Source organism: Pseudomonas sp. Pseusp9 (genome assembly GCF_059491265.1).
This window is the reverse complement of record NZ_CP168500.1, coordinates 5,423,926-5,436,148: the sequence shown is the minus strand read 5'-3', so window position 1 is coordinate 5,436,148 and position 12,223 is coordinate 5,423,926. Positions and strand designations below refer to the sequence as shown.

The window sequence follows — 12,223 nt, the reverse complement described above, 5'->3', positions numbered from 1 at the left end:
ATTCGTGTCTCTGATCGCTTCTGACCACTTCCGCATCGTTGTCGGCCTCGGCAAGAGCGGCATGTCCCTGGTTCGCTTCCTGGCGAACCGGGGCGTGGCGTTTGCGGTGGCCGATACGCGGGAAAATCCACCGGAACTGGCCACGCTCAAGCGTGACTATCCGCACGTGGAAGTGCGTTGTGGCGAGCTGGACGTCGAGTTCCTGTGCCGTGCCGATGAGCTCTACGTGAGCCCCGGCCTGGCCCTGGCGACCCCGGCCCTGCAGGCCGCCGCCGCCCGTGGCGTGAAACTGTCCGGCGACATCGAGCTGTTCGCGCGTAACGCGAAGGCGCCGATCGTGGCCATCAGCGGCTCCAACGCGAAAAGCACCGTCACCACCCTGGTCGGCGAAATGGCGGCTGCGGCCGGCAAGCGCGTCGCGGTGGGCGGCAACCTCGGCACCCCGGCGCTGGATCTGCTCAGTGACGACGTCGAGCTGTACGTGATGGAACTGTCGAGCTTCCAGCTGGAAACCACCGACCAGCTCAACGCCGAAGTGGCGACCGTGCTCAACATCAGCGAAGACCACATGGATCGCTACAGCGGTCTGCCGGCCTATCACCTGGCCAAACACCGAATCTTCCGTGGCGCGAAACAGTTCGTGGTCAATCGTCAGGATGCGCTGACCCGTCCGCTGGTCGGCGAGGGCCAGCCGTGCTGGACCTTCGGCCTGAACAAACCGGATTTCAAAGCCTTCGGCATCCGTGAAGAAGATGGCGAGAAATACCTGGCCTTCGAGTTCCAGAACCTGATGTCAGTGCGCGAGTTGAAGATTCGCGGCGCCCATAACCAGTCCAACGCCCTCGCGGCCCTGGCCCTGGGTCATGCCGTCGGCCTGCCGTTCGATGCCATGCTGTCGAGTCTGCGCACCTTCGCCGGCCTCGAGCATCGCTGCCAATGGGTCCGTGACCTCGATGGCGTGGGTTACTACAACGATTCCAAGGCCACCAACGTCGGTGCCGCGCTGGCCGCCATCGAAGGTCTGGGTGCGGACATCGAGGGCAAGGTCGTGCTGATCGCCGGTGGCGACGGCAAGGGTGCGGAGTTCAAGGACCTGCGGGCTCCGGTAGCGGCCAACTGCCGCGCCGTGGTGCTGATGGGCCGCGACTCCGACAAGATCGGCGAGGCCATCGGCGACGCCGTGCCGATGATCCGCGCCGGCTCCCTGATCGAAGCGGTCGAGCAGTGCCGCGCCGCCGCGCAACCGGGCGACGTGGTGCTGCTGTCGCCAGCCTGCGCCAGTTTCGACATGTTCAAGAACTACGAAGACCGTGGTCACCAGTTCGTCCAAGCCGTGGAGGATCTGGCATGAGCCTGAGAGGCATCATCAAACCGTACCCGTCGCCGATCATCACCGGGCGCGGTATCGACCTCGATTTCCCGATGCTCGCCGGTTGCCTGACGTTGCTCGGCCTGGGGCTGATCATGATTGCCTCGGCATCGACCGAAGTGGCGGCCGTGCAGTCGGGCAGCGCCTTGTACTACATGATTCGCCACCTTATCTACGTGGTGCTGGGCCTGGGTGCCTGCATCGTCACCATGATGATCCCGATTGCCACCTGGCAACGCCTGGGCTGGCTGATGCTGCTGGGTGCATTCGGTTTGCTGGTGATGGTGATCGTTCCGGGAATCGGCCGTGAGGTTAACGGCTCGATGCGCTGGATCGGCTTCAGTTTCTTCAACGTCCAGCCTTCCGAGATCGCCAAGGTGTTCGTGGTGATCTACCTCGCCGGTTATCTGGTGCGTCGCCAGAAAGAAGTGCGGGAAAGCTGGATGGGCTTTTTCAAGCCGTTCATCGTGCTGCTGCCGATGGCGGGCCTGCTGCTGATGGAGCCGGACTTCGGTGCCACCGTCGTGATGATGGGGGCGGCGGCGGCGATGCTGTTCCTTGGCGGCGTCGGGCTGTTCCGTTTTTCCCTGATGGTGGTCCTGGCTGTCGGAGCGGTGGTGCTGTTGATTCAAATGCAGCCGTATCGAATGGCGCGTCTGACCAACTTTGCCGATCCATGGGCGGACCAGTTCGGTGCCGGCTATCAGTTGTCCCAGGCATTGATCGCTTTCGGTCGGGGCGAATGGCTGGGCGTTGGCCTGGGCAACAGCGTACAGAAACAGTTCTACCTGCCGGAAGCCCACACCGACTTCGTGTTCTCGGTGCTGGCCGAAGAGTTGGGTGCCGTGGGTTCGCTGTGCACCGTGGCACTGTTCGTCTTCGTGTGTATTCGTGGCATGTACATCGGTTTGTGGGCTGAAAAGGCCAAGCAGTTTTTCGCCGCTTACGTCGCCTACGGCTTGTCGTTCCTGTGGATTGGTCAATTCCTGATCAACATCGGCGTGAACGTAGGCTTGTTGCCAACCAAGGGGCTGACCCTGCCGTTCCTCAGTTATGGCGGCAGTTCGCTGGTTATTTGCTGCGCCTGTCTCGGCTTGTTGCTGCGCATCGAGTGGGAAAGTCGAACCCACCTGGGCAGCGAAGAGATGGAGTTCCATGAAAGCGACTTCGCCGAGGAGCCGAACCATGGGCGCTAACGTGATGATCATGGCCGGCGGTACCGGTGGCCACGTGTTTCCGGCGCTGGCCTGTGCCCGGGAATTCCAGGCACGCGGCTACACCGTGCACTGGCTTGGCACTCCGCGTGGCATCGAGAACGACCTGGTGCCGGCGGCCGGTATCGAGCTGCACCGGATCAATGCCAGCGGTCTGCGCGGCAAGGGCAAGCTGTCGCTGCTCAAGGCACCGTTCATGTTGTTCAAGTCGGTCTGGCAGGCACGAGCGATCATTCGCCGTCTGCAACCGGTCTGCGTCGTGGGCTTTGGTGGTTTTGTGACCGGTCCTGGTGGTGTTGCGGCCAAACTGGCCGGTGTGCCGGTGATCGTTCACGAGCAGAACGCCGTGGCCGGTACCGCCAATCGGTTGCTGGTGCCGTTGGCCGCCCGAGTCTGTGAAGCGTTCCCCGACACCTTTACCCTGTCGGGCAGCCGCCGGACCACCGGTAATCCGGTGCGCAGCGAGCTGTTCCTCGAGACATCGCGACCTGCCCTGGCCGGTCGCAAGGCGCGTTTGCTGATTCTGGGCGGAAGCCTGGGCGCAGAACCGTTGAACAAGTTGCTGCCTGAAGCCCTGTCGCAAGTCGCTGCCGATTTGCGTCCGGAAGTGTTCCATCAGGCTGGCAAAAACCACGATGAAGTGACTGCAGAGCGCTATCGCGCGGCTGGCGTCGAGGCGCAGGTGCAGCCTTTCATCAAAGACATGGCCCAAGCCTATGGCTGGGCCGACCTGGTGGTCTGTCGCGCAGGCGCGCTGACCATCAGTGAACTGGCCGCCGCCGGTCTGCCCTCGATGCTGGTGCCTTTGCCTCACGCCATCGACGATCACCAGACCCGCAACGCCGAATATTTGGCCCGTGAAGGCGCAGCCTTCCTGATGCCGCAAAGAACGACTGGCGCAGCGGATCTTGCCGCTCGCCTGACAGAGGTCCTGATGCAACCACAACGACTCAACGAAATGGCTGCCGCGGCACGCCGCCTCGCCAAACCCGATGCCACCCGTAACGTGGTCGACAGCTGCCTGGAGGTGGCCCATGGTTGAGAGTCAGAAAGCCATGCCACAACCGGAAATGCGCCGTATCCGTCGCATCCACTTCGTCGGTATCGGCGGTGTGGGCATGTGCGGGATTGCCGAAGTGTTGCTGAACCTGGGTTATGCGGTGTCGGGTTCCGACCTCAAGGCTTCGCCTGTGACTGAACGCCTGGAGTCCTTCGGGGCGCAGATCTTCATCGGCCACCGTGCCGAGAACGCCGCTGCCGCCGACGTGCTGGTGGTGTCGAGTGCCGTGAACACGTCCAACCCGGAAGTCGCTACCGCGCTGGAGCGCCGTATTCCGGTGGTGCCGCGGGCAGAGATGCTGGCTGAGCTGATGCGTTATCGCCACGGTATCGCCGTTGCCGGTACCCACGGCAAAACCACCACCACCAGCCTGATCGCTTCGGTGTTCGCGGCCGGTGGCCTGGACCCGACGTTCGTCATCGGTGGCCGCCTGAATGCTGCGGGTACCAATGCCCAGCTTGGCACCAGCCGCTACCTGATTGCCGAAGCCGACGAGAGCGACGCCAGCTTCCTGCACTTGCAGCCGCTGGTGGCCGTGGTCACCAACATCGACGCCGATCACATGGCGACCTACGACGGTGACTTCAACAAACTGAAGAAAACCTTCGTCGAGTTCCTGCACAACCTGCCGTTCTACGGTCTGGCGGTGGTGTGCCTGGACGATCCGGTGGTGCGTGAAATCCTGCCATTGGTCAAGCGCCCGACAGTCACCTATGGCTTCGGCGAAGACTGCGACGTGCGTGCCATCAATGTACGCCAGCAAGGCATGCAGACCTTCTTCACCGTGCTGCGCCCCGACCGCGAGCCGCTGGATGTTTCGGTCAACATGCCGGGTAACCACAACGTATTGAACGCTCTGGCAACCATCTGCATTGCCACCGACGAAGGCGTCAGCGATGAAGCCATCGTCCAGGGCCTGTCCGGGTTCCAGGGTGTCGGCCGACGCTTCCAGGTCTACGGCGAACTGCCGGTGGACGGCGGCAATGTGATGCTGGTCGACGACTACGGTCACCACCCGACGGAAGTCGCGGCCGTGATCAAGGCCGTACGCGGTGGCTGGCCGGAGCGCCGCCTGGTGATGGTCTACCAGCCGCACCGTTACAGCCGCACCCGTGACCTGTACGACGATTTCGTCAATGTGCTGGCCGACGCCAACGTACTGCTGCTGATGGAAGTCTATCCGGCCGGCGAAGAGCCGATTCCGGGTGCCGACAGCCGCAAGCTGTGCAACAGCATCCGCCAGCGTGGCCAACTCGACCCGATCTACATCGAGCGTGGTGTCGACCTCGCGCCAGTGGTCAAGCCGCTGCTGCGCGCTGGCGACATCCTTTTGTGCCAGGGCGCCGGTGATATCGGCGGTCTCGCACCGAAACTGCTGAAGAGTGAGTTGTTCGCCGGGGCTGTTGCCGCGCCGGAGAAGGGGACATTGAAATGACTGCTGCCTACGCCAACCTGGTCTCCACGATCGCGCCGAAAGATTTCGGCCGCGTCGCCGTGCTGTTCGGCGGCAAGAGTGCCGAGCGTGAAGTCTCCCTGAAGTCGGGCAACGCCGTTCTCGACGCGCTGCTAAGCGCCGGTGTGGACGCATTCGGCCTCGACGTGGGCGATGACCTGCTGCAGCGGCTGTTGAGCGAAAAAATCGACCGCGCCTTCATCATCCTTCACGGTCGTGGCGGTGAGGACGGCAGCATGCAGGGCCTGCTCGAATGCCTGGGCATTCCGTACACCGGCAGTGGCATCCTGGCCTCGGCCCTGGCCATGGACAAACTGCGCACCAAGCAGGTCTGGCACAGCCTGGGCATTCCGACGCCACGTCACGCGGTCCTGTGCAGCGAGGCCGATTGTATTTCGGCGGCGACGGAACTGGGCTTCCCTTTGATCGTCAAACCGGCCCATGAAGGTTCAAGTATCGGGATGGCCAAAGTGATTTCTGCGTCCGAGTTGATCGACGCATGGAAAGCGGCCAGTACCTACGATTCGCAAGTGTTGGTCGAGCAATGGATCCACGGTCCGGAGTTCACCATCGCCACCCTGCGTGACCAGGTGTTGCCACCGATTGCCCTGGGCACGACGCACAGCTTCTACGACTACGACGCCAAGTACATCGCCAACGATACCCAGTACCGCATTCCGTGCGGACTGGACAGCGCCAAGGAACAGGAACTCATGGACCTCACGGCGAAAGCCTGTGAAGCGTTGGGTATCGCCGGTTGGGGTAGGGCAGACGTGATGCAGGACGCCGATGGACAGTTCTGGTTCCTGGAAGTCAACACTGCACCGGGCATGACCGATCACAGCCTGGTGCCGATGGCGGCCCGTGCCGCCGGTCTGGATTTCCAGCAACTGGTTCTGGCCATTCTGGCCGAGAGCGTTGCCGGCAACACTGCCGGTAACCAAGAGTCGACGAGAGGTTAAGGCCATGCAAGGCGCTCAGCTCAGACATCAGCCACCCGCACCCGGCCGCAAGCCGGTGCCACGGGGTGCCAGCCGAATGGTGGCCAAAGAGCCGATGTCCGTGCGCCTGCCGAAAGCCAATTTCGGCTTTCTGAAAAGCCTGTTCTGGCCGGTAGTGCTGGTGGCTTTGGGGTTCGGTACGTACGAAGGCGCGACACGGTTGTTGCCGTATGCCGACCGGCCGATCACCAGGATCAACGTGCAGGGCGACTTGAGTTACATCAGCCAGCAAGCGGTGCAGCAGCGGATCGCTCCGTACGTGGCGTCGAGCTTCTTCACCATCGACCTGGCGAGCATGCGCACCGAGCTGGAAACGATGCCATGGATTGCCCATGCCGAAGTGCGCAGGGTGTGGCCGGATCAGGTGGTGATCCGCCTGGAAGAACAACTGCCGGTGGCCCGTTGGGGCGACGAATCGCTGTTGAACAACCAGGGGCAGGCTTTTACGCCGCGTGAGCTGGCGAATTACGAACACTTGCCTCAACTGTTCGGCCCACAGCGGGCCCAGCAGCAAGTGATGCAGCAATACCAGGTATTGAGCCAGATGCTCAGGCCGCTGGGCTTCTCGATTGCGCGCCTGGAGTTGCGTGATCGCGGCAGCTGGTTCCTGACCACCGGCCCCGGCAGTGCCGGCCCGGGTATCGAACTGCTGCTGGGACGCGGCAACCAGGTGGAAAAGATGCGCCGCTTCATTGCCATCTATGACAAGACGCTCAAAGAACAGATTACGAACATTGCGCGCATCGATCTGCGCTACGCCAACGGCCTCGCCGTTGGCTGGCGGGAACCTGTAGCGCCTACGACAGCCCAACCCGCTGTCGCGAAGAATTAAGAGAGGCAGGACCCCATGGCAAACGTGCAAAGCGGCAAAATGATCGTCGGTCTCGATATCGGCACCTCCAAGGTGGTGGCGCTGGTGGGCGAGGTCGCGGACGACGGCACGCTGGAAATCGTCGGGATCGGCACCCATCCGTCCCGAGGTCTGAAAAAAGGCGTGGTGGTGAACATCGAGTCCACCGTGCAATCGATCCAGCGCGCGATCGAAGAAGCGCAGCTGATGGCTGGTTGCCGCATTCACTCGGCGTTCGTCGGCGTGGCTGGCAATCACATCCGCAGCCTGAACTCCCACGGCATCGTGGCGATTCGTGATCGCGAAGTCAGCTCGGCGGACCTTGAGCGCGTGCTCGATGCGGCCCAGGCCGTGGCGATCCCGGCTGACCAGCGCGTGCTGCACACCCTGCCGCAGGACTACGTGATCGATAACCAGGAAGGCGTCCGCGAGCCGCTGGGCATGTCCGGTGTGCGTCTGGAGGCCAAGGTCCACGTGGTCACCTGCGCCGTCAACGCCGCACAGAACATTGAAAAGTGCGTGCGTCGCTGCGGTCTGGAAATCGACGACATCATTCTCGAACAGCTGGCTTCCGCGTACTCGGTGCTGACCGATGACGAGAAAGAGCTGGGTGTGTGCCTGGTGGACATCGGTGGCGGAACCACCGACATCGCGATCTTCACCGAAGGCGCGATTCGTCACACCGCAGTGATCCCGATTGCCGGCGACCAGGTGACCAACGACATCGCCATGGCGTTGCGCACTCCGACCCAGTACGCCGAAGAAATCAAGATTCGCTACGCCTGCGCCCTGGCCAAGCTGGCCGGTGCCGGTGAAACCATCAAGGTGCCAAGCGTTGGCGACCGTCCGCCGCGCGAGCTGTCCCGCCAGGCCCTGGCCGAAGTGGTCGAGCCGCGCTACGACGAACTGTTCACGCTGATCCAGGCCGAGCTGCGCCGCAGCGGCTACGAAGACCTGATCCCGGCCGGCATTGTGCTGACCGGCGGTACGTCGAAGATGGAAGGCGCTACCGAACTGGCCGAGGAAATTTTCCACATGCCGGTCCGCCTGGGCGTGCCTCATGGCGTGAAAGGTCTGGATGACGTAGTACGCAACCCGATCTATTCCACCGGCGTCGGCCTGTTGATGTACGGCCTGCAGAAGCAGTCCGACGGCATCTCGTTCTCGGGCATCGGCAGCCGCGACAGCTACAGCAACGAAGAGCCACAGGCTCCGCTGCTGGACCGCCTGAAGAAGTGGGTCCAGGGCAATTTCTGAAGATTTACCGCTACACCGTTACACCGAAGCACGCAGTAGGCGAAAAAACTAGAGAATGTAAAGGAGAGGGAAAATGTTCGAACTCGTAGACAACATCCCCGCAAGCCCGGTAATCAAAGTTATCGGTGTCGGCGGTGGCGGCGGCAACGCTGTCAACCACATGGTCAAGAGCAACATCGAAGGCGTCGAGTTCATCTGCGCCAACACCGATGCTCAAGCGCTGAAAAACATTGGCGCGCGCACCATCCTGCAACTGGGCACCGGCGTGACCAAGGGCCTGGGCGCTGGCGCCAACCCTGAAGTCGGCCGTCAAGCCGCTCTGGAAGACCGTGAGCGCATTGCCGAAGTGCTGGCCGGCACCAACATGGTGTTCATCACCACTGGCATGGGCGGCGGTACCGGTACCGGTGCTGCGCCGATCATCGCCGAAGTGGCCAAGGAAATGGGCATCCTCACCGTTGCGGTGGTGACCCGTCCGTTCCCGTTCGAAGGCCGCAAGCGCATGCAGATCGCCGATGAAGGCATCCGCATGCTCTCCGAAAGCGTTGACTCGTTGATCACCATTCCCAACGAGAAGCTGCTGACCATCCTCGGTAAAGACGCAAGCCTGCTGTCGGCTTTCGCCAAGGCTGACGACGTACTGGCCGGTGCCGTTCGCGGTATCTCCGACATCATCAAGCGTCCGGGCATGATCAACGTCGACTTCGCCGACGTGCGTACCGTGATGAGCGAGATGGGCATGGCGATGATGGGCACTGGCTGCGCAAGCGGTCCGAACCGTGCACGCGAAGCCACCGAAGCGGCCATTCGCAACCCGCTGCTGGAAGACGTGAACCTGCAAGGCGCTCGCGGCATCCTGGTGAACATTACCGCCGGTCCGGATCTGTCCCTGGGTGAATACTCCGACGTGGGTAGCATCATCGAGGCATTCGCCTCCGAGCACGCGATGGTCAAGGTCGGTACCGTTATCGATCCGGACATGCGCGACGAGCTGCACGTGACTGTAGTTGCCACAGGTTTAGGCGCTAAAATCGAGAAGCCTGTGAAGGTCATCGACAACACCGTCCACACCTCGATGGCTGCACAGCCACAACAGCAGGCCCCTGTTCGTCAGGAAGCTCCAGCGGTGAACTACCGTGACCTGGACCGTCCGACCGTCATGCGCAACCAGGCCCAGGCCGGTGCTGCGGCTGCCGCGAAGATGAATCCGCAAGATGACCTGGATTACCTGGACATCCCGGCTTTCCTGCGTCGACAGGCCGATTGATGAAATGTATCAGGGGTATTCGGGTGATTGGTGTTCAGCAAAGGTCTGGTCTGCTATCATCGCCAGCCTTTGTTGATACCAGTTCGCAATTTGCGCTGAAGCGGCCCATGCCATGATTAAACAACGCACCCTGAAGAATATTATCCGTGCCACAGGTGTCGGCCTGCACTCCGGGGAGAAGGTCTACCTGACCCTCAAGCCAGCGCCTGTCGACACCGGCATTGTGTTTTGTCGCGCCGACCTCGATCCCGTGGTGCAGATTCCTGCCCGCGCGGAAAACGTTGGTGAAACCACTATGTCGACCACGCTGGTTAACGGTGACGTCAAAGTGGACACGGTAGAGCACCTGCTCTCGGCCATGGCAGGCCTGGGCATCGATAACGCCTACGTCGAGCTCTCCGCGTCCGAAGTTCCGATCATGGATGGTAGCGCCGGACCTTTCGTATTCCTGATTCAATCGGCTGGCCTGGAAGAACAGGACGCCGCCAAGAAGTTCATCCGCATCCTGCGTGAAGTGACAGTGGAAGATGGCGACAAGCGCGCTACTTTCGTCCCTTTCGACGGGTTCAAGGTGAGCTTCGAGATCGATTTCGATCACCCGGTTTTCCGTGACCGCACACAAAGTGCAAGCGTGGATTTTTCCAGCACTTCGTTTGTAAAAGAAGTCAGCCGCGCCCGTACCTTTGGTTTCATGAGTGACATCGAGTACCTGCGCAAGCACAACCTCGCACTCGGCGGCAGTGTTGAAAACGCAATTGTGGTCGACGCCGATGGCGTACTGAACGAAGACGGCCTTCGCTATGAAGACGAATTCGTGAAGCACAAGATTCTCGATGCAATTGGTGACCTTTACCTGCTGGGCAATAGCCTGATTGGTGAGTTCAAGGGCTTCAAGTCCGGCCACGCACTGAACAACCAGCTGCTGCGCAAGTTGATTGAGCAGACAGATGCCTGGGAAGTCGTGACGTTCGAAGACGCCAGCACTGCACCGATCTCTTACATGCGCCCGGTTGCGGCCGTGTAAGCAAAAAACCTCTCTAGTTTTTAAAGGCTGCCTTCGGGTGGCCTTTTTTTATGCCCTGATTTCTATGGTGGCAGTGACGGCCTCTTCACGGGCAAGCCCGCTCCCACAGGAGGGGCGCGGTCAATTGTGGGAGCGAGCCTGCTCGCGAAGGCGCCGGCCCATCCAGTAAAAATCCTATTTGGCGCACACCACCCGATTACGCCCCCCATCCTTGGCCTGATACAACGCCTTGTCCGCACTGAACAGCAATTGCTCCAGGTTGATATCGCTGGCCACCGTCCAGGTGGCAATGCCGATACTGACGCTCATCGGCGGCTCACCCGGATCCACCAATGGCAGTTTTTGCACCGCCCCACGGATATGTTCGGCGATCTGCCGCGCGCCTTCACTGCCGGTTTCGGCCAGAATCACCGAAAACTCTTCGCCCCCATAGCGCGCCACCAGGTCTGCGGGGCGATGGACATTGGCGCGGATGACCTCGGCCAATGCCCGCAAGGCGTCGTCGCCGGCCTGATGCCCGTGCCGGTCATTGAAGGCCTTGAAATGGTCGGCATCGATCATCAGCAAAGACAACGGCTTGCCGCTGCGCTGCGCGCGAAACCATTCATGGCGCAGGGTCTGGTCAAGGGATCGACGGTTGGCCACACCGGTCAAGGCGTCAGTGGCCGCCAGTTGCGCCAGTTCCTGTTCGGCATGTTGGCGCAGGCGCAGCTCTCGGCAGAGCAGCCAGGTCAGCCAGAACAAACCGATGCACAACACCCCGGTAGCACCGCTGATCACATAGGCCGTGCGGCTCCAGGTGGCGAACACTTCATCGATGGAAAGGGCCACGATGACGGTCAGCGGCAAATTGCCGACCCGGGAAAAGGTGTACAGGCGCCGTTGATGGTCGACGCTCGACACGCTTTCGAAGGTACCGTTGCGCTCCTGCAGCATGCGTACGACGTTGGGACGGTTGGAGAAGCTTTTGCCGATGGAGTTTTGTTCCCGGTACGGTTTCTGCGCCAGGAGAATCCCGTCATTGTTGATGATGGCCAGCGTACTGCCGGTGCCGATGTCGAGGCTGTTGAACAGCTGATCGAAGTAACTCATGCGCATCGACGCCACCGCGACCCCCAGAAACTCACCCGTGGGTGAGGAAATGCGTCGGCTGAAACTGATGCGCCATTCGTCGCTGTCATCGCAATCGCAGCGCGGCTTGAACGGTCGGCTGATGAACATGCCGGTGTCGTGATTGGAAACATGGGCCAGGAAATAGTCGCGATCAGCGAAGTTGCCCGGTTTCGGTTCGATCAACGATGAGTCGGCCAGCACATCGCCGTGCTTGTCCAGCAGCAGGATGTCGCCTTTGTAGCGCGCGGTGGTGGAGCGGTCGAACAGCACCAGATGACGGATCTGTGGCGATACCTGTTTCAGGTCGTCCCGTTGGGCGGCGGCGATCAGGCCCTGCAAGGTCAAATCATAGAGCTCGACCGTACGCAGGACATCAGCATCGATCAGTTGCGCAATGGTGGTTGCACTGCGTGTGGCGGTCTGCTGGGCGTAAGTGTGTTCGCGGATCAGCAGGAACGTGACGATGCACAGGATCGAGATGACTGTCAGGGTGCTGCCGAAGATCACCATGATCTGGGGTCGCCCGGGCGGGCCTTGAATAGGTCGGGTGCGGCTTGCGGTCATAGGGCTGACGTCTGCTGGATGGACGTAATAAGCGTAGTTGCATAAACGTAG

General features: G+C 61.4%; 10 protein-coding genes. 9 read left to right on the top strand and 1 reads right to left on the bottom strand.

Going from position 1 to position 12,223, the window contains the following annotated elements; all coding sequences use genetic code 11:
• Positions 1-4: 4 nt before the first annotated feature.
• The 9 genes from murD (at position 5) to lpxC (ending at position 10,495) form a co-directional block, all read left to right on the top strand.
• On the top strand, positions 5-1,351 hold the full coding sequence (gene murD / locus ACEN8E_RS24665; protein WP_495590225.1) for a UDP-N-acetylmuramoyl-L-alanine--D-glutamate ligase: 1,347 nt from the start codon (positions 5-7) through the stop codon (positions 1,349-1,351).
• Positions 1,348-2,565 carry a putative lipid II flippase FtsW gene (gene ftsW, locus ACEN8E_RS24660; RefSeq protein WP_495590224.1) on the top strand — a complete coding sequence of 406 codons (1,218 nt, stop codon included), beginning with the start codon at positions 1,348-1,350 and terminating at the stop codon, positions 2,563-2,565. Before murD ends, ftsW begins: the two co-directional genes overlap by 4 nt.
• Positions 2,555-3,625 carry an undecaprenyldiphospho-muramoylpentapeptide beta-N-acetylglucosaminyltransferase gene (gene murG / locus ACEN8E_RS24655; protein WP_495590223.1) on the top strand — a complete coding sequence of 357 codons (1,071 nt, stop codon included), beginning with the start codon at positions 2,555-2,557 and terminating at the stop codon, positions 3,623-3,625. Before ftsW ends, murG begins: the two co-directional genes overlap by 11 nt.
• Positions 3,618-5,078 carry a UDP-N-acetylmuramate--L-alanine ligase gene (gene murC / locus ACEN8E_RS24650; protein WP_008016705.1) on the top strand — a complete coding sequence of 487 codons (1,461 nt, stop codon included), beginning with the start codon at positions 3,618-3,620 and terminating at the stop codon, positions 5,076-5,078. Before murG ends, murC begins: the two co-directional genes overlap by 8 nt.
• A complete protein-coding gene (locus tag ACEN8E_RS24645; RefSeq protein ID WP_495590222.1) occupies positions 5,075-6,058 on the top strand; it encodes a D-alanine--D-alanine ligase in 984 nt (327 codons plus the stop codon). Before murC ends, ACEN8E_RS24645 begins: the two co-directional genes overlap by 4 nt.
• Positions 6,059-6,062: 4 nt before the next feature.
• On the top strand, positions 6,063-6,929 hold the full coding sequence (locus ACEN8E_RS24640) for a cell division protein FtsQ/DivIB (protein ID WP_495590221.1): 867 nt from the start codon (positions 6,063-6,065) through the stop codon (positions 6,927-6,929).
• A 15-nt stretch (positions 6,930-6,944) separates the two neighbouring features.
• Positions 6,945-8,204, top strand: coding sequence for a cell division protein FtsA (gene ftsA, locus ACEN8E_RS24635; RefSeq protein WP_007989901.1), 1,260 nt, complete (start codon positions 6,945-6,947; stop codon positions 8,202-8,204).
• A gap of 73 nt (positions 8,205-8,277) precedes the next feature.
• Positions 8,278-9,471 (top strand): cell division protein FtsZ, encoded by a 1,194-nt coding sequence (gene ftsZ, locus ACEN8E_RS24630; RefSeq protein ID WP_057397991.1) that lies wholly within the window; start codon positions 8,278-8,280, stop codon positions 9,469-9,471.
• Between the two features lie 112 nt (positions 9,472-9,583).
• Entirely contained in the window at positions 9,584-10,495 is a 912-nt protein-coding gene (gene lpxC / locus ACEN8E_RS24625) for a UDP-3-O-acyl-N-acetylglucosamine deacetylase (RefSeq protein ID WP_008016709.1), read from the top strand.
• A 174-nt stretch (positions 10,496-10,669) separates the two neighbouring features.
• Here lpxC and ACEN8E_RS24620 read toward each other — a convergent pair whose 3' ends face one another.
• Complete coding sequence (locus tag ACEN8E_RS24620) at positions 10,670-12,172, bottom strand: sensor domain-containing diguanylate cyclase (RefSeq protein ID WP_495590220.1); 1,503 nt, start codon at positions 12,170-12,172, stop codon at positions 10,670-10,672.
• Between the last annotated feature and the right edge of the window lie 51 nt (positions 12,173-12,223).

Bases quoted from the DNA above. Each gene is read 5' to 3' on its own strand.
- ftsW (WP_495590224.1), top strand. From the start codon at position 1,348: ATGAGCCTGAGAGGCATCATCAAACCGTACCCGTCGCCGATCATCACC.
- ACEN8E_RS24620 (WP_495590220.1), bottom strand. From the start codon at position 12,172: ATGACCGCAAGCCGCACCCGACCTATTCAAGGCCCGCCCGGGCGACCC.
- murG (WP_495590223.1), top strand. From the start codon at position 2,555: ATGGGCGCTAACGTGATGATCATGGCCGGCGGTACCGGTGGCCACGTG.
- murC (WP_008016705.1), top strand. From the start codon at position 3,618: ATGGTTGAGAGTCAGAAAGCCATGCCACAACCGGAAATGCGCCGTATC.
- ACEN8E_RS24645 (WP_495590222.1), top strand. From the start codon at position 5,075: ATGACTGCTGCCTACGCCAACCTGGTCTCCACGATCGCGCCGAAAGAT.
- lpxC (WP_008016709.1), top strand. From the start codon at position 9,584: ATGATTAAACAACGCACCCTGAAGAATATTATCCGTGCCACAGGTGTC.
- ftsA (WP_007989901.1), top strand. From the start codon at position 6,945: ATGGCAAACGTGCAAAGCGGCAAAATGATCGTCGGTCTCGATATCGGC.
- ftsZ (WP_057397991.1), top strand. From the start codon at position 8,278: ATGTTCGAACTCGTAGACAACATCCCCGCAAGCCCGGTAATCAAAGTT.
- ACEN8E_RS24640 (WP_495590221.1), top strand. From the start codon at position 6,063: ATGCAAGGCGCTCAGCTCAGACATCAGCCACCCGCACCCGGCCGCAAG.